The sequence below is a fragment of the Sphingopyxis terrae subsp. terrae NBRC 15098 genome, assembly GCF_001610975.1.
Lineage (GTDB): Bacteria > Pseudomonadota > Alphaproteobacteria > Sphingomonadales > Sphingomonadaceae > Sphingopyxis > Sphingopyxis terrae_A.
Map to the genome: position 1 here is coordinate 1387001 of NZ_CP013342.1, position 16966 is coordinate 1403966.

Annotated in this window: 11 protein-coding genes; 6 read left to right on the forward strand and 5 right to left on the reverse strand. The window is 64.3% G+C overall.

All coding sequences use genetic code 11. The features are described 5' to 3' along the window. Nucleotides 1–28: 28 nt before the first annotated feature. The 4 genes from AOA14_RS06680 to ribA all read left to right on the forward strand — a co-directional run bounded on the left by AOA14_RS06680 (nucleotide 29) and on the right by ribA (nucleotide 5362). Nucleotides 29–2344, forward strand: coding sequence for an FtsK/SpoIIIE family DNA translocase (locus tag AOA14_RS06680; RefSeq protein WP_062901210.1), 2316 nt, complete (start codon nucleotides 29–31; stop codon nucleotides 2342–2344). Nucleotides 2345–2456: 112 nt separating this feature from the next. Next, nucleotides 2457–3113 carry a LolA family protein gene (locus tag AOA14_RS06685; protein ID WP_062901211.1) on the forward strand — a complete coding sequence of 219 codons (657 nt, stop codon included), beginning with the start codon at nucleotides 2457–2459 and terminating at the stop codon, nucleotides 3111–3113. Between the two features lie 387 nt (nucleotides 3114–3500). Next, nucleotides 3501–4295 carry an exodeoxyribonuclease III gene (locus AOA14_RS06690; protein WP_062901212.1) on the forward strand — a complete coding sequence of 265 codons (795 nt, stop codon included), beginning with the start codon at nucleotides 3501–3503 and terminating at the stop codon, nucleotides 4293–4295. Next, a complete protein-coding gene (ribA, locus tag AOA14_RS06695; RefSeq protein WP_062901213.1) occupies nucleotides 4292–5362 on the forward strand; it encodes a GTP cyclohydrolase II in 1071 nt (356 codons plus the stop codon). The genes AOA14_RS06690 and ribA overlap by 4 nt, the downstream gene beginning before the upstream one ends. A gap of 102 nt (nucleotides 5363–5464) precedes the next feature. Here the strand turns inward: ribA and AOA14_RS06700 are convergent, their stop codons facing one another. From AOA14_RS06700 to AOA14_RS06710, 3 genes are read right to left on the reverse strand one after another with little or no spacing between them, the layout of a single operon-like run. Then, nucleotides 5465–6271: a LytR/AlgR family response regulator transcription factor gene (locus tag AOA14_RS06700; RefSeq protein WP_062901214.1), complete on the reverse strand. Its 807-nt coding sequence runs from the start codon at nucleotides 6269–6271 to the stop codon at nucleotides 5465–5467. Next, entirely contained in the window at nucleotides 6268–7413 is a 1146-nt protein-coding gene (locus AOA14_RS06705) for a sensor histidine kinase (RefSeq protein WP_062901215.1), read from the reverse strand. Before AOA14_RS06705 ends, AOA14_RS06700 begins: the two co-directional genes overlap by 4 nt. A gap of 48 nt (nucleotides 7414–7461) precedes the next feature. Continuing rightward, nucleotides 7462–7971, reverse strand: coding sequence for a winged helix-turn-helix transcriptional regulator (locus tag AOA14_RS06710; RefSeq protein ID WP_003046553.1), 510 nt, complete (start codon nucleotides 7969–7971; stop codon nucleotides 7462–7464). Between the two features lie 123 nt (nucleotides 7972–8094). Here AOA14_RS06710 and AOA14_RS06715 point away from each other — a divergent pair, with 123 nt between their 5' ends. Continuing rightward, a complete protein-coding gene (locus AOA14_RS06715; protein ID WP_062901216.1) occupies nucleotides 8095–8430 on the forward strand; it encodes a CC_3452 family protein in 336 nt (111 codons plus the stop codon). A 143-nt stretch (nucleotides 8431–8573) separates the two neighbouring features. After that, the gene (locus tag AOA14_RS06720) at nucleotides 8574–10667 is read left to right on the forward strand and encodes a RelA/SpoT family protein (protein WP_058811283.1); all 2094 of its coding nucleotides are present in this window, start codon (nucleotides 8574–8576) and stop codon (nucleotides 10665–10667) included. Between the two features lie 7 nt (nucleotides 10668–10674). Here AOA14_RS06720 and AOA14_RS06725 read toward each other — a convergent pair whose 3' ends face one another. Next, nucleotides 10675–15003, reverse strand: coding sequence for a hypothetical protein (locus AOA14_RS06725; protein WP_409372284.1), 4329 nt, complete (start codon nucleotides 15001–15003; stop codon nucleotides 10675–10677). A 3-nt stretch (nucleotides 15004–15006) separates the two neighbouring features. Beyond that, a complete protein-coding gene (locus AOA14_RS06730; protein ID WP_238929739.1) occupies nucleotides 15007–16965 on the reverse strand; it encodes a hypothetical protein in 1959 nt (652 codons plus the stop codon). Nucleotide 16966: the final 1 nt, after the last annotated feature.

Genomic DNA, 16966 nt, shown 5'->3' on the forward strand with positions numbered 1-16966 from the left:
GGTTAATCGATCGAGGACCGCATTCCGCATGGCAAGCCGCAAGCCCGCATCGGCGAAGGCCGACTGGCGCACCGTTTTCAGACAAAGCATCGCGCGATCGCTGGTGATTGCCGCGGCACTGGCGCTCGCCGCCTTCACGCTGTTTTTCGCGCTCGCCCTGCTCACATACGACAGCACCGACGCAGCGCTCAACACCGCTGCGGGCGGCAGCGCCGCCAACTGGATGGGCCATGCGGGGGCCTGGTTCGCCGACCTTGGCCTGTCGGTCGGCGGCGCGCCGGTCGCGCTGCTCGTCCCGCTGTTCGGCATCATGGCCTGGCGGCTGTGGGCGGCCGAGCCGCAGCCCTATTGGCTGCGTCAGCTCACCTATTGCTTTGCCGGCATCCTGCTCGTCGGCATGGGCGCCGAGCTTTGGTCGCCGGCGTCGGGATCACCGATGCCCGCGGGTTGGGGCGGCCTGCTCGCTCTGCTCGCGGGGAGCGCGGTCACCCCGCTGTTTGCGCTGGCAGGCGACCCCGCCGCGGCGCTGATCCGCTTCGGCACGATCCTGCTCCTCATCCTTGTCGGCCTCTGGCTCGCGATGCGCTCGCTGCGGCTTGAAAAGGGCTGGCTCGGGCGGCTCAGACTGCCGGCGGCCGAAGGAAACCGGGTCGTCGAACCGGCGCGCGCGGCCCCGGCCGATGCGCCGCGCCCCGCCAATCTGGTCGAGCGCGTGATCCGGCCGCGCCCGCGCGCCGAACCGAGCGATCGCGCCCCGCCCGAGATTGCCGACCCGGCGCAGCGCTCGGCGCCATCGAAGCCGCGCGCCAAGCCGCAGACCGAGCTGTTCACCAATTACCGGCTTCCCTCGATCGACCTGCTTTCCCCGGCCCCCGACACGCCGGCGGGACAGATCGACAAGGCGGCGCTCGAACGCAATGCGCGCTTGCTCGAATCGGTGCTCGAGGATTTCCAGGTCAAGGGCGTGATCACTGCGGTCCGCCCCGGTCCGGTCGTCACCATGTACGAGCTTGAGCCCGCGCCCGGAACCAAGGCGAGCCGCGTGTCGAACCTCGCGGACGACATCGCGCGCAACATGTCGGCGCTGTCGGCGCGCATCGCGCCGATTCCGGGGCGCACCGTCATCGGCATCGAATTGCCCAATGCGCACCGCGAGGCCGTCGTGCTGCACGAAATCATCGGCAGCGGGCTGTTTCAGGAACATAGCGGCGCGCTGCCCATCATCCTCGGCAAGAATATCAGCGGCGACGCGGTGATCGCCGATCTTGCGCCAATGCCGCACCTGCTGATCGCCGGCACCACCGGGTCGGGTAAATCGGTCGGCCTCAATGCGATGATCCTGTCGCTGCTCTATCGCCTCGGTCCCGATCAGGTGAAGATGATCATGATCGATCCCAAGATGCTGGAACTCAGCGTCTATGACGACATCCCGCACCTGCTTGCCCCGGTGGTGACCGAACCCAAGAAGGCGGTGCGCGCGCTCAAATGGGCGGTCGAGCAGATGGAGGATCGCTACCGGATGATGTCGTCGCTCTCGGTGCGCAACCTCGCGTCCTACAATGACAAGGTGCGCGGCGCGCTCGCCAAGGGCAAGTCGCTCGGGCGGCGTGTCCAGACGGGCTATGATCCCGAGACCGGCCAGCCGGTCTATGAGGAAGAAACGCTTGATTATCAGCCGCTGCCGCAGATCGTCGTCGTCGTCGACGAGCTGGCCGACCTGATGATGACCGCGGGCAAGGAAGTCGAATTCCTCATCCAGCGCCTCGCGCAAAAGGCGCGCGCGGCGGGCATCCATCTGATCCTTGCGACGCAGCGTCCGTCGGTCGACGTCATCACCGGCGTCATCAAGGCGAACCTGCCGACCCGCATCAGCTTCAACGTTACGTCGAAAATCGACAGCCGCACCATTTTGGGCGAGGCCGGCGCCGAACAACTGCTGGGCAAGGGCGACATGCTTTACGTTCCCGGCGGCAAGCAGATCACGCGCATCCACGGCCCCTTCGTTTCCGACGACGAAGTCCGCGCGGTCGCCGACCATTGGCGCGGCCAGGGACGCCCCGACTATGTCGAGAGCGTCACAGAAGATCCCGAGGACGGCGGTTTCGCCATGGAAGGCGCGCCTGCGGGCGGCGACAGTGCCGAGGACCGCATGTATGCCAAGGCCTGCCAGATCGTGGTCGAAAGCCAGAAGGCATCGACCAGCTGGCTGCAACGCCAGCTGCGCATCGGCTATAATAGCGCGGCGCGGCTGATCGAGCGGATGGAGGACGAAGGGCTGGTCAGCCCGCCGAACCATGTCGGCCGCCGCGACGTGCTGACCGACCAATATGGGCAGCCGCGATAGGGAACCTTTCGCCACGCCAACGACTTGAACAGCGGCTAAAGGCCGGGTTCAGGGCGGGTTCAATGCCGCCCTGCAACAAGCCGGTATCGACCGAAACATACAAGAGAGCCCGATGACCCTGACGATCGACCGCCATATCCTGACCCGCGCCGCCGCGCTGGCGCTCGCGCCCGCCGCCGCCATCGGCCTGACGCTGACCGCGCCCGCCATCGCGCAATCGGCGAGCGCGCTCGCCGCGGTGCAATCGCACCTCAAGTCGACCAGTTCGATGACCGCCGACTTCGTGCAGACCGATCGCAACGGTCAGCGGCTGAGCGGACAGCTGACGCTGAAGCGTCCGGGCAAGATCCGCTTCCAGTATCAGAAGGGCGTCCCGCTGCTGATCGTCGGCGACGGCAGCCGCCTGACGATGATCGATTATGAGGTCAAGCAGGTCCAAAGCTGGCCGGTGAAAAATTCGCCGCTCGGCGCGCTGCTCGATCCCGATCGCGATCTCGCCAAATATGCGAAGGTCGTTCCGACCGGAAACAGCGATGTGCTGAGCGTCGAGGTCAAGGATCCCAAGCGCCCCGAATATGGGACGATCACCATGGTGTTCATCCGCGATGCGGGGGCGCCGGGCGGATTGCGGCTGCGCGGCTGGGTGGCGCTCGATTCGCAGAACAACCGGACGCGGATCGATCTGTCGAACCAGCGTTTCAACGTGCCGGTCGCCGATTCGGCCTTCCGCTGGACCGATCCCCGCCCCAAACAGCGCGGCCGCGTCTGACGCCAGCACGACTTTTATGAACAGGGCACCGTCTCCCCAATGGGATTCGGCGCCCTTTTTCCGTCCAACCGACGTTCGGCATCGACGAACTGCAAATGTCGCCGACAGCCGCCGATTTTCGTTCAGCTTGGGGACAGGGAAGAGGGGCTATTTCAACTCTCGAAGGCGCCGACACGGCCTCCGGATTTTGGGTTTCCCCCTGTTGCCCCAACCGGATTGCCAGGTGTCTTCATTCAAGAGCGTGACGAACGCTGACCTTGAACCCCCGTTCCACCGCCCCTGGAACGGGGGTTTATGTTTATGCGCGGCGTGTCCGGCGCGTCGCTGCAGGCGGCACCAGCCCGCAACGATTGCAGTGAAGGCTTCGCACCGATAGAGCCGGACCCCATGACCCAAACGAGCATTGCTTCCTGGAACATCAACAGCGTGCGTGCGCGCATTGGCATCGTCGAGAAATTCCTGCGCGAAGAGGCGCCTGACGTCCTCTGCCTTCAGGAAACGAAGGTCGAATGCGGACTGTTTCCGAAGCAGATGTTTGAGGATCTGGGCTATCGTCACATCGTCACCAACGGCCAGCGGATGCACCATGGGGTCGCGATCGTCAGCAAGCTGCCGCTCACCGATGTGCGCAAATATGATTGGCAGGCCAATGGCGAGGCACGCCATGTCGGCGTGACGCTGCCGTCGGGCGTGCGACTGGACAATGTCTATATCCCCGCCGGCGGCGATATCCCCGACCGCGCGCTAAACCCCAAATTCGGTCAGAAGCTCGACTTTCTGGAGCGCATGACCGAATGGGCGGGCGCGCTCGCCGATACGCCCACAGTGCTGACCGGCGACTTCAACGTCGCGCCGCTCGAAAGCGACGTATGGAACCATAAAGCGCTGCTCGACGTCGTCAGTCATACGCCGGTTGAGGTCGATACGCTCGCCCGCCTGCAGGCCGCGGCTGGCTGGATCGATCTCGGCCGCCAGTTCGTGGCGCCGCCGACGCCGCTCTACACCTGGTGGAGTTACCGCGCGAAGGACTGGGAAGCGTCGAACCGCGGTCGGCGGCTCGACCATATGTGGGTTACCCCCGACATCCGGAACGCGGCGCAGAGCCACCGCGTCGTCCAGCCGGCGCGGAGCTGGGAACGCCCGTCCGACCATATCCCCCTCGTCACGGAGTTCGCATTTTGAGCGACGCGGCGGGTAGCGACCGCGGCGCCCGCCGCGCCGCGCGCGCAATCGACGCGCTGCGCCGCGGGTGGCCCTTTCGGATCGAAGGCGCCGACGGGGCTCTTGATCTGCTCGCCGTCGAAAGCGCGCGCGATGCGGCGCTGGCCGAATTCGGCAGCGCCGACCTGCTGATCTCGGGCGAGCGCGCGGTCACGCTGAAGCTTACCAACCAGCGCGCCGCCGCAACGCCGGGGCCCGTGCGGCTCGCGGATGGCGCCGCGAGCATCGCCGCGGCGCTGGCGATCGCCGACCCGGCGCTCGACCTTGCCAATCCGCTCAAAGGACCGTTTCGCACGATCGCAAACGGCGGCGAGGCGGCGGCGGCGACTGCGATGACAATGGCGCGCCACGCGGGCCTGCTCCCCGCCTTTTTCGTGCACACGGCCGGAGGTGAAGCCGAAACCGTCTGTTCCGCCGCCGACGTCGCCGCCCTGCTCGACCCGGCGCGGCTCGAAATCGCGGCGCGCGCGCGCCTGCCTGTCGCGGCGAGCGAAACCGCAGAGATCGTCGCCTTTCGCAGCCCCGAGGAAGCGTCGGACCATGTCGCGCTGATTATCGGCAAGCGCGACGGCAATCCGCCCGTGGTGCGTCTGCACAGCGAATGCCTGACCGGCGACGTGCTCGGCAGTCTCAAATGCGATTGCGGACCGCAGCTGCATGCGGCGCTGCACGCGATGGCCGACGCGCCATGGGGGGTGTTGCTCTATCTGCGCCAGGAAGGCCGCGGCATCGGCCTCGTCAATAAGCTGCGCGCCTATGCGCTGCAGGATCAGGGCTATGATACAGTCGACGCCAATCTGCGGCTGGGTTTCCCCGTCGAGGCGCGCGATTTTGCGATCGCCGGCCAGATACTCGCGCTGCTCAACATCCCGCGCATCCGCCTGATGACCAACAATCCCGAAAAGGTCGCGCGACTGGAAAAGGAGGGCGTCGACGTCGTTGAACGCATCCCGCTCGCGCTGCCGACGAACAAATATAACGCGCAATATCTCGCGACGAAGCGCGACCGCACGGGGCATCAATTGTAGAGCCTCGCCATTGCGAGCGCAGCGAAGCAGTCCAAAGCGGCTTACGCCTGCTCTGGATTGCAGCGTCGCTTCGCTCCTCGCAATGACGATATGTGTTGGCGCTTAGTGCACAAACCGCGCGACCACGTCGCGGTAGCTGCGGCTGACCTTCACCTGCGCGCCCGAGCCGAGCACGAGGAAACACTCGCCGTTGGTGTGGGGCTTGACCTGCTTCACCTGGCTGAGGTTGACGATGGTCGAGCGATGCACGCGCTGGAAATTGCGCGGGTCGAGCCGCTTTTCGAGATCCTTCATCGTTTCGCGCAGGATCAGCGAATTGTCGGCGGTGTAGATGCACATATAGTCGCCGGCAGCGTCGATGCGTTCGATGCTGTCGACATCGACGCGGAAAATCTGCCCGCGATCCTTGATGTTGATCATCTTTTCGTAGCGGTCAGCGGCAGGCGCATCGGCCGCCGTTTCGGCATCATATTCCTCGACCGCGTCGGGCGCGACTTCGGCAAGCACCGTCTTCAGCCGCTCAACCTCGGCCGCGCCACGCTTTTCAGTGAGGCGCTGGCGCACGCGGTCGATCGCATCGGCGAGCCGCTCGGGTTCGACGGGCTTCACCAGATAATCGACCGCCTGCGCCTCGAAGGCGCGGATCGCATGATCCGAATAGGCGGTGACGAAGACGACGAGCGGCGGCTCGACTTCCATCAGCCCCTGGATCACCGAAAAACCGTCGAATCCGGGCATCTGGATATCGAGGAAGACGAGGTCGGGCTTGTGCGTCTTGATCTTGCGAATGGCCTCCCGGCCGTTCTGCGCGGTGTCCACGACTTCGACATCGCTATGCGCTTCAAGCCGCAGTTGCAGGCCCTGGGTCGCCAATTTCTCGTCATCCACCAGGATGGTTCTGATCGTCATGTGCGTTCGGTTCCAATCGTCGCTTGTCCATCGGGCTGAAACGGAATCTCGATAATCACTGTGAATCCGCCATCGGTGCCCGATTGCACCTCGAACCGTTGCTGGTCGCCATAGGCCTGGGCCAGCCGGTCCCTGATGTTGGCTAAACCCACACCGGTCGATTCCGTTGCAATCCCGGTGGTGGGGTCGACGCCATCGGCTGACAATCCCGTGCCGGTGTCGGACACGGTAATCCGAACATTTTGACCGGCAAGCTGAGCCGTCAGGGTAATGTCGGCTCCTTCTTCCTGCGGTGTCACCGCATATTTGATCGCATTTTCGATCAGCGGCTGGAGCAGCAACGAAGGCAGGCGGGCGCGCTGCGCCGCCGGATCAATCTGGAAATGCGGCCGCAGCCGGTCCTCGAAACGCATCTTCTCGATGTCGAGGTAGAGCTTCAGCGTCTCGACCTCCTGCGCCAGCGTCACCTGCGCGGTCGGTTCGTTGGCGAGCGTGTAGCGCAGAAAGGCCGACAGGCGCGACAGCATCGCATTGGCGGGCTCGGTCTGTTTCAGAAGGACAAGGGTCGAGATGCTGTTGAGCGTGTTGAAAAGGAAGTGCGGGTTGAGCTGGTAGCGCAGCATCGCGAGCTGCGCCGACGCGGCCTGCGCCTCGAGCCGCAGCACGCGGTCATTCTGTTCCTCGAGCTGCAGGAAATAGTTGATCGCGAAATAGAGCGCCGACCAGGCGGCGAGCGTCGTCGCGTCGATATAGATCGATACCAGCAGCAGGCCAGTAAAGCTCGTCTCGCTGTCGGGCTTCAATATCTGGAACAGCCAGGCGTCGATGAAGGCCCAGACCGCGGTGGCGAAGGCCAGGAGGCCGAAGCTTGCCCCCCACATCAGGATCGTGCGGCGGTTGATCAGCGCGCGATAGCAAACCGAAAGCAGCAGTGTCAGCGAAAAGCCCGTAACCGCGGAAACGACGACGAGGACAAGGAAATCGAAGGATTGGCCGCCCGCCAGCCCCGACACGACGCGCAGCCCGAACCAGCCGAGCCAGCCGAGGATCTGGAGATTCCAGAAGGCGCGGATCTTGTTCCCGAAAAACGGCCCGGGCGAGGAAAAGCCGAACAACGGAATCGGGGAAGTCTGGCTTGCCATGTCAGCCGCCGAAATCAGGGGACGAGCGCGTCGTCCGCAAAGTGGGGATCATTCGGCCGCGACCGGTGCCATCCGCACGCGCGCCTGGCCGAGCGGCTGGAGTTCCGAACGATGTTTCCAGACAAGCTCGCCATATTCCAGCGGCCGGCCATCGTGCGCGGTGATCGTCACCGGGCCGATCGGCTGTTCGTCATGCGAATCGACGAGCACCGGGGTCGAGGGGACCCCCGCCCCCCATTTTTCACCCCACTGGCGCAGCGCGATCATCGCGGGCAGCAGTTCGACGCCCTTCTGGGTAAGCTGATACAGAACCTTGCGACGATCCTCGGCCATCACTTCGCGCGCCATAATGCCATGATCGACCAGCTTCGACAGCCGGTTCGACAGGATGTTGCGCGCGATATTGAGCTCCTGCTGGAACTCTTCGAAATGATGGACACCGTTGAAGGCGGCGCGAAGGATCATGAAGGACCATCGTTCGCCCATCGCCTCGAGCGCGAGCGGCAGGGCGCAATTGCCCCCATCAAGATCGTTCAGTTTTTCGCGTAATTTTCCCATAGGCCATGCCCTAACGTAAAATCGCCGCCGTGCCAAAAAAATATAGGGCCTCGGTTGCATTTCGCAACGGACGCACCAGATCGCGAAGCGCAATCTTCCGGTTGTCAAAAAAAGGAGGCCCCCATGTTCCATTTCCGGCTTTCCCCCGGCACCCCGATGCTCGCCCTGGCGGGCGCGCTGTCGATCGGCGCCGCGGTGCTCCCCGCTGTTCCTGCCGCCGCCGCTGGCGGCCCTTTCTATCGCGCCGAACTGGCCGACGCGGCGAAGACCGCGCGCTTCGTCGCCCGCGATGTCGTCTGGGTCTGTGAGGGCACGACCTGCACGGCAGGCCGCGGCACCAGCCGTCCGCTGATGATGTGCGCCGCACTCGCCAAGAAGGCCGGCCGGGTTACGAGCTTCACCGTCGATGGCAAGCCGCTCGAGGACGCCGACCTCGCGCGCTGCAACGGCGAAGGCTGACCCTCCGCCCGCAAGAAGGGCCGCGCCGGCTCTCCCCCCTGCACCGCGCGGCCCTTTTCTTGCGCTGGCGAAGCCTCGTGGCTTCGCTGCTCCACCGATACAAATATATTGCAATTGGCCTCGCATGAACGACATTGGATGCGATGCTGAGGCAGTATGAACTTGTCGAGCGCGTGCGCGCTTATGATCCCGACGTCGACGAGGCGCTGCTGAACCGCGCCTATGTCTTCACCGTACAGAAGCACGGGAGCCAGAAGCGCGCGTCGGGCGACCCTTATTTCAGCCATCCGGTCGAGGTCGCGGGCATTCTGACCGACCTGCATCTCGACAGCGAGACGATCGTCACCGCGCTGCTCCACGACACGCTGGAAGACACGCTGACCACGCCCGAAGAGATCGAGCGGCTGTTCGGCGCCGACGTCGGGCGACTGGTCGATGGCGTCACCAAGCTCAGCAAGATCGAGGCGCAGACCGAGAATGAGCGCGCCGCCGAAAATCTGCGCAAATTCCTCCTCGCCATGTCCGACGATATCCGCGTGCTGCTCGTCAAGCTCGCCGACCGGCTGCACAATATGCGCACGCTGCATTTCATCAAGAATCCGGACAAAAGGCGCCGCATCGCCAAGGAGACGATGGACATCTATGCCCCGCTCGCCGAGCGGATCGGCATGTATGAATATATGCGCGAAATGCAGCTTCTGGCCTTTCGCGAGCTCGAGCCCGAGGCCTATGCGACGATCACCGGCCGGCTCGCCAAACTGACCGCGGGCGGCAAGGACAAGGTCGCCGGGATCAGCCGCGAGTTCAAGGAACTGCTCGCGAAAAGCGGGATCGAGGCGGACGTGTCGGGGCGCGAAAAGCATCCCTATTCGATATGGCGCAAGATGCAGGAACGCCACGTCAGCTTCGAACAGGTCACCGACATCATCGCCTTTCGCGTCATCACGCGCAGCGATGCCGACTGCTATGCCGCGCTTGGCGTCTTTCACCGCAAGTGGAAAATGGTTCCCGGCCGCTTCAAGGATTATATCTCGACCCCCAAGCGCAACGGCTACAAATCGCTGCACACGACGATCATGCACAATGAAAATATGCGGATCGAAATCCAGATCCGCAGCGAAGCGATGCACCAGCAGTCCGAATTCGGCTTTGCCGCGCACTGGGCCTACAAGCAGGGCGGCGGCTCACCCGACGGACAGGCGGGGTGGATTCGCGACCTGCTCGAAATCCTGGACCAGACGCACGATCCCGACGAACTGCTCGAGAATACGCGCATTGCGATGTATCAGGACCGCATCTTCGCCTTCACGCCGAAGGGCAGCCTGTTCCAGCTTCCCAAGGGCGCGACGCCGGTTGATTTTGCTTATGCCGTCCACACCGGGCTCGGCGACCGCACCGTCGGTGCCAAGGTCAACGGCCGGCTCGTGCCGCTGCGCACCCAGCTCGTCAACGGCGATACCGTCGAGATATTGTCGTCGGAAAAGCAGACGCCGCAGCCCGCGTGGCTGGGCTTTGCGGTGACGGGCAAGGCGCGCGCCGCGATCCGCCGCCACGTCCGGTCGAAGGAAAAGGTCGAACTCGCCGCCCTTGGCCGCAAGATGTACGACGAGATCGCCCGCCGCCTGCCCAACAAGGTCGGCGACAAGGCGCGCGCCGCCGCGCGCGAGCGGCTGAAGCTAGAGGATGACAGCGCGCTCTATGTCGCGATCGCACGGCGGCGATTGTCCGACGACCAGATTCTCGAAGCGCTCGTCCCCGGCATCACCGCCGAGATGAAATCGAAGCCGGGCAAGCTGCGCCAGGGCGCTGCGGTGTCGATCGAGGGGCTGACCCCCGGCGTCGCCTACAAGCTTGCCGACTGCTGCCACCCCGTTCCCGGCGACCGCATCGTGGGCCTCGCACGGCCCGGCGAGGGGATCGAGGTTCATGTGATCGATTGCCCCAGCCTGGCCGACGGAATCGACGCCGACTGGATCGACCTGAGGTGGCAGGAGGACAGCGAGGGCGGCAATGCCCGGCTGTGCGTCGTAATCCTCAACGAAACCGGCACGCTCGCCGAAATGTCGGGCATCCTCGCCGCCAATTCGGCGAATATCACCAATCTGCGGCTGTCGAACCGGGAGGGCGATTTCCACACCTATGACGTCGTCGTCGAGGTGCGCGACGTTCAGCATGTCATGCGTATCCTGTCCGCCCTTCGCGCATCGGACAGCGTCGTGCAGGCCGAGCGGCTCTAGCGAAACGTCAGTTCGGGTATGCCAGGGGCGGTCGCCATGCCGCCTGATCGACGGTGTCGCTGACCTTGTAGACCAGCCCCTTGCTGTTCAGGAACAGCTTCTCCATTTCGGGCCGGGTGAAGGGGCGCGAACCGACGCGGCCGAACACCGCCATCTGCCCCCCCGTTTCGTCGACCGCCCGGTCGCGGTCGAGCCCCTTCGACAGCGCGAGCGCCGGCGAAGGAGTTTTGGCCCAGGCGATCAGTTCGGGCGTCGGCGCGGGCGAGAAGCCATAGAGGCCGGGATTGTCCGGACTGGTAAGCTGAAGCACCTTGATGCCGTTCCGTCCGTCGGCGACATAGGCGAAGAGCGACGCGTTGGTCGATGCGACGATTACATCCTCGGCATCGTTGAGCGCCCCCCCGAAGGTCATCGCGGGCCAGGCGGCCGGCGCCATCGGCCGCGTGACGTCGACGATCACCAGACCATCCTGCTTGGCCGCGACATACATGAAGGTGCGCGCGAGATAGATCTTGCGCGCATTGGCGAGCCGCACCGTTCCCGCCGGAACCGGTTCCGGCCGGTCCATATGCGTGATGTCGAACAGCTTCACGCCCTCCGCGTCAGTGACCCACAGGTACCGGAACTGCACGGCACTCGCGCGCGCATCGGTCATCGGCAGCTGCGCCGTCACCTTCGGTTCGAGCGGCGTCGACAGGTCGAGCACGACGAGCCCGGCATCGGTGGTGACATAGGCATAGTCGCCCGCAAGCGTCACGTGGCGGGCCCCGGCAAGCACATTGTCTGGATTCCACGTCAGCGCGCGGCTCAGCTTGTTATTGCGGAATTCGCCGTCCGCCATCGTGTCAATGTCGACCAGAATCAGGCCTTCGACGCTGTCGGTGATGACGGCATAGCGGTAGAGCGGGTGCAGTGCCTGTTCGTGATTTTCGGGGAAATCCTTACGGATATGCTCGTTGCGGGCCATGCTGATCGGCTGGTTCGTGCCGATCGCCATGCAGGTCGCGTTCGTCGTTTTGACATGCGTATCGTGCCCGAGCGGCGAAAAAGGCGCGCGGGTGATGCGTTCGGAGAAGCCCTTGTTGCCGATCGATGCGACGTCATAGACGCGAAAGCCGCCCCTGCCTTCGGCGACATACATATATTCGCCGCGCAGTTGCAGGCAGTTGACCCGGCCGCTCGTCCCCTGGACGATATTCGCGAATTCCTCGAGCGCATGGCTTTCGCCCGACCCCTTCTTGTCGAAGGTCTTGCCGCGCACCCAATTTTTAAGCTCGCGATGGTTCTGATCGACGTGCAGGCGCCAATAGTCGGGATAGGCATATTTCTGGAGATAGCTGCCGATCACCGCCTGCGGCTCGTCCCATTCGGTGACGCGCGTCGCCTGGAAGCCGTCCTCCAGCCCCGACCAGACATTGAGCCCGACGAAATTGACGAAATTGGTCCCCATCAGGAGCAGCTGCGACATGATCGCATTATTGTCATCCGCCTGCGACAGATGGCAGTCGCTGCACTGCTTCGTTTCCTGACGCCGCACCGTATGCGGGAAATGCGGCGCGAAGGCCTGGCTCGAGAAGCCCGCAGCAGAGATCGGCGGCTGCTGGATATAGATGCGTTCGCGGTTGAGGTTCGTCGAGGACAAGACCAGCGCCGATGTCGACCGGATCGGCGCGATGATCCCGCGCGGATTGCCGTCGGCGTCGGGCTCGCCGGGCTTGGTCAGCATGTGCCGGCCGAGCTGGAACATTTCGTCGCGCGCGACCTGCGGGTTGTAGGTTGCGAAGTTGCGCGTCTCCTCCCCTTCGAAATGGTGCATGCTGGTCTTCCAGTTCGCCTCGATCGGCAAATGGCAACCGCCGCAGCTCGTCGTCCACGACAGGTGGCAGGTGAAGCAGGCCATCTTGTCGTCGCCGTGGGCGCGATCTTCCCTTGCCACGCCCGGCCCCCACGCAAAGCTGCCATCGTCGGCGCCGCTGCGCGACATCAGTTTGGCGCGCGCCGCCTTCGCGTTGAAATGCGGTCCCGGCGTCACCGCCTGCTTGACGAGGCTGACCTGCCACTGGAGCTTCGGATCGACGATCGACCGCTGGATCAGCCCGGTGATTTCGCCATTGTCGTCATATTGGAATTCGAACCGGCGCCGGCCGTCCGAATTGCGGAGCAGCGCAAGATTGGTTCCCTGCGGCCGTGCCGCGACGTTCGAGGTGAGCAGATTGGGATAGGCGTCGGCGGTGCCGTGACAATCCTTGCACCCGATCTCGACCGCGTTCGCGACCTCGCCCTGGATATAACCATTGCCGTGCGCGTCCTGCGCGAAGTGGCAGTCGGCGCACTGCATCCCCTTTTCGGCGTGAATGTCCATCATATGGACCGCCTTGCCGGGATTGATGCCGGGCGGCACGAACTTGCCCTCGATACCGGGCTTGGCGGGATCGGCGCTGGCGAGACACAGGTCGCGCTGCGCCGGATCGCTGTAGCTCGCGCAGCTCTTGCGCCATTTTTCGGGGTCCTTGGGATCGACGATATGCGCCTTGTCGGTGCCATAGGTCGACATATTGCCGTCGGCGTCGAGCAGATTGCCGCTGCGGTCGCGCTTGAAGATGCCGCGGAAGTTCCAGCCATGGCCGTGATAGTCGGCAAACTGGGTGTCCTTGTTGCTGTCGTTCACGTCATAGACGTCGCGCAGAAACTCGACGTCGGCCCACAGGCCGCGCGGGCTCGCACCTTCGGGATTGCGTTCGAGAACCTTGTGGACTTCGGCTGCGGTCGGATAGCGCTGTTGCTTGTATTTCTTCTGATATTCCTCGTCGCTCATCCCCGGTGGGCGCGGCGCGGTGTTGTCGGGGCCGGGCCATAGCTGCGGCGCGTCCGATTCATAATCCCACATCGTGTAGCCGAGGTAAGAGTTCAGGAAGATATTGGGCTGGTGCATGTGGCAATTCATGCACTGCGCCGTCGGGATCGCGCGGGTGAAGGCGTGGGTGATCGGATGCCCCGATTCGCGCCGGTCCTTCGCGGGTACGGCTTGCGGTCCGGCTTTTGCGGCTTCGGGGTCGATCAGCGCGCCATGGCCACCGGGCGACGGCGCATGTTTCTCCGCATCGCCATGCGCGTCGCCGGCGCCCCCACCATGTCCGCCGCCATGCCCGTCATCATCGGGTTTCCATTTCTTCCCCGCGATCGTCGGATCGATCGTCGCGCTTTCGCCATCGCGGCCATATTGCGCATAGGTCAGGCTGTGCCGCGGTTCGCGGTCGTTGGCATAGATGACATGGCAGCCGGCGCACCCCGACTGGCGATAATCGCCCGGCTGGTCGTTGGTTCCCATAAACCACATATAGGGGTCGTTGAGGCGCGTCTTGTGGAGATTGAGCACCGCAATCGCGACGCGCAGGCCGGTGCCGGGGCCGCGGTTCGACTGTTTGAGGTCGGGGCGTCCCGGTTCCTCGAGGCGCTGGATGCTGCCCGTCGGGTTGGGCAGGCCGATTTCGGAAAACTGCGTGTTGATATTGCGCCCGCCGCGTTCAAAGACGCGAAACACATCGCTAGGCGGCATGACATTCCAGCGCGGCAGCGGATAGAGCCGCGCCAGCGCTCCCCGCTTGGTCTCCGGTGCCGTCAATATCTTGTCGGACGGAAAGTCGGGTTTGCAGGCCTGTTTATATTCCTCCGCCGTCAGCTGCGACGAGGGCGAGAGGACGCACGCTGGATCGCCATCCCGCGTATAGGCCTCTCCGAACAGATATTGCTTATAGGGAACAATGCCGTTGTTATAGGCCGCGCCGCCCCAGAACATCGCCGCCGTGGACATCAGCGACCGTTCGGTCGCCTCGATAATCTCGAGGTGGCACGACCCGCACGCCTCGCGCGCGACGCGGTAGTCGCTCGGGTTGACGAAGCGGATATATTCGGGCGCTTCCTTGTTGAGCAGCGTGTAGCTGCGCTTCGGGTTCGCCGATGTGCCACCCCACGCCCCGGGCAGCGTCGGCTGGGGATGCGCGAGTTTCATCGCCGCCAGATTATAGGGATTGTCGTAGCCGAGTTCGGGGCGCCCGAACGCCGCGGGCGATTGCGAATCCCCGCCGTGGCAGTCGGTACAGCCCAGCCGCACCGCAGGCGTCGCGTGCATCGACGGCCGGTCGGTCTGGGTGTGGCAGCTGTAACAGCCCTTCGACTTTGCCTCGACGTCGGCCTCGCTCTGTTCGCGCGGCGCCGGCGGCGTGAAGCGATAGGTGACGGCGACCGGCTTTTCGCCTTCCGACGCGCGCGCGCCCTGCATACCGGCGGTCATCGCCATCAATAGGAAGATCAGGAGGGCGAGCAGCCTGCGCATCATCGTCTAGAAACTCACGATCAGATTGGCGAGGACCGAGACATAAGCCCGGTCGCGCTCGCGATTCTCGAACAGATCCTTGAATCCGTCACCGGGCAGCAGCACCGCGGCGCTGAGGCGGCCGACGATATTCTGTGTCGCCTTGGGCCGCCAGATGCCCGCCACCGACAGATCCCAGCCGATATCCTTGGGGATCGACCCTTCGCTGCGCAGCACCTGCAAACCCGCGGTATTGTCGAACCACAGATGATTGGCATTCACGCTGACGCGCGTTTCGGGCGACAGGTCGAAATCGGCGCCGGCGCCGACGAAAACGGTGCCAGGGTTGTTGAAATTCGACTGCCCCTCTTCCTTCGATGAGCGCAGCGAATTGAGGATGCCGTTGCGACCGTTGATCGAAATGACGCGCCCGCCGCCCGCAAAGGGAATCGTCTGACGAATCCAGTAGCTGGTGTCGGCGCCGCCGAAGATCGGATTTTCGAAGATCGCGTCGAAGCCGCCCTCGACATTGTTATAGGGATCGCTGTCGCCGGTGGCGTAAAGGCCCGACAGGCGAAAGCGCATCCAGTCATGATCATAGCTGAGTTCGGCGGCGCCGAAGCCCGCGCGGATCTTTGCCGGCTTGCTGGTGAAGAAGCTGTTCCGGTCCTCGCCCAGCGCCGCATAGAAGCTGGCGGTCAGATTAATCCGTCCGATGCGCCCGTCGGCGCTGTAGCCGAGGTAGGTCACGTCATATTCGCGGCCGCGCAGATCGCCGAGCAGCGCCGGGCGCACCGGAAAGCCGTTATGATCGATCTGGATGTCGTTCTTTTCGCGGTTGCGATTGTAGGTGACGCTGACCTGGCTCGTCAGTCCGACGAAGGGGAAGTCCTGGCGATAGAGGTTCGCGGTGAAGATGAAATCGTCGCGCGGGCTTTGCGTGATGTCGTTGAGCCCGCTGTTGGTGTCCTTTTCGAGCCGCCAGAAGGCCGCGACATTATATTGGAAGCGATTGTTGTCGCGGTTGCCGAACAGGCGGATGCCGAGTTGGCTGTCATTGAACAGGAAACCGCGAAAATCGCTCTGGAACGGCTGGATGCCGATGCGGATCGAATGGAAGTCGTAACGGTCGCTGTCGTTGCCCAGATGCTTGTCGACGAACAATTCCTGCACCCCCAGGAAATTGTCGTAACGATGGCTCGGCTGCGACGGGCGCACGTCGAGCACGCGCCGTTCGGGCACGTCGACATAGTTGAAATTATAGGCCAGCGTAACGCGATATTCGACGTCGGGCGGCTTGAAGGCGGTCGATCCCTTGATGAGCGCGGCACCCGCGATCAGCGTCTGCGACAGCACGAAGCTGCGGTTCTTGCCGAACACGTCGAGGCTGCCCGGCCGCTCGGTGGTCTGGACGCCGACCGGAATCGGAAAGGTGCGCGGTTCGAACACCGTGTCCGACACCGCGCTGGCGACGAAAAACCAGTCGTCGCCCCTGATCGGCAGCCACGGCACCTTCGACCGGTCGATCGGTCGATCGCCCTTCAGCGTATTCTGATGATAGGGGTCGAACCAGCGTTCCTTCACCACGCCAAGCGATTCGATGAGGCGCCAGCGGTCGGGCACCGGCAGTTGATCCTCGATCCCCGGAAAGGCCTGCGGCGGCGGCGGGCGCAGCGCCCCGACATTGTCCTGCCGCATCTGGTCGGGCAGGTCGGGCGTGTAGCCAGGACGGCGGCGCCCTTCGATGATCTGGGTGACCAGATCGTCCTTCAGCACATCCTTCCAGTCGACCGGCGGCGGCGGCGGGATCAGCGCTTCGCCGTCGGGCGCCGGGATCGCAGCCGGCGCCGCGTCCGGCGCGGCGCCATGGGGCGCGGGCGGTTCGGGCGGCGGCGGGGGTGGCGGCAGCGCCTGACCCGCCGCGGGCGCGCCCTGCGCCGCAAGCGTCGCGATGATCGGCAGCAGGCTGCTTCCAAGCGCGCTCATC

What these genes read in the sequence shown, in the direction of transcription:
- AOA14_RS06730 (WP_238929739.1), bottom strand. Translation starts at nt 16,965, where the DNA reads ATGAGCGCGCTTGGAAGCAGCCTGCTGCCGATCATCGCGACGCTTGCG.
- AOA14_RS06685 (WP_062901211.1), top strand. Translation starts at nt 2,457, where the DNA reads ATGACCCTGACGATCGACCGCCATATCCTGACCCGCGCCGCCGCGCTG.
- AOA14_RS06700 (WP_062901214.1), bottom strand. Translation starts at nt 6,271, where the DNA reads ATGACGATCAGAACCATCCTGGTGGATGACGAGAAATTGGCGACCCAG.
- AOA14_RS06705 (WP_062901215.1), bottom strand. Translation starts at nt 7,413, where the DNA reads ATGGCAAGCCAGACTTCCCCGATTCCGTTGTTCGGCTTTTCCTCGCCC.
- AOA14_RS06690 (WP_062901212.1), top strand. Translation starts at nt 3,501, where the DNA reads ATGACCCAAACGAGCATTGCTTCCTGGAACATCAACAGCGTGCGTGCG.
- AOA14_RS06725 (WP_409372284.1), bottom strand. Translation starts at nt 15,003, where the DNA reads ATGATGCGCAGGCTGCTCGCCCTCCTGATCTTCCTATTGATGGCGATG.
- AOA14_RS06710 (WP_003046553.1), bottom strand. Translation starts at nt 7,971, where the DNA reads ATGGGAAAATTACGCGAAAAACTGAACGATCTTGATGGGGGCAATTGC.
- AOA14_RS06715 (WP_062901216.1), top strand. Translation starts at nt 8,095, where the DNA reads ATGTTCCATTTCCGGCTTTCCCCCGGCACCCCGATGCTCGCCCTGGCG.
- AOA14_RS06680 (WP_062901210.1), top strand. Translation starts at nt 29, where the DNA reads ATGGCAAGCCGCAAGCCCGCATCGGCGAAGGCCGACTGGCGCACCGTT.
- AOA14_RS06720 (WP_058811283.1), top strand. Translation starts at nt 8,574, where the DNA reads ATGCTGAGGCAGTATGAACTTGTCGAGCGCGTGCGCGCTTATGATCCC.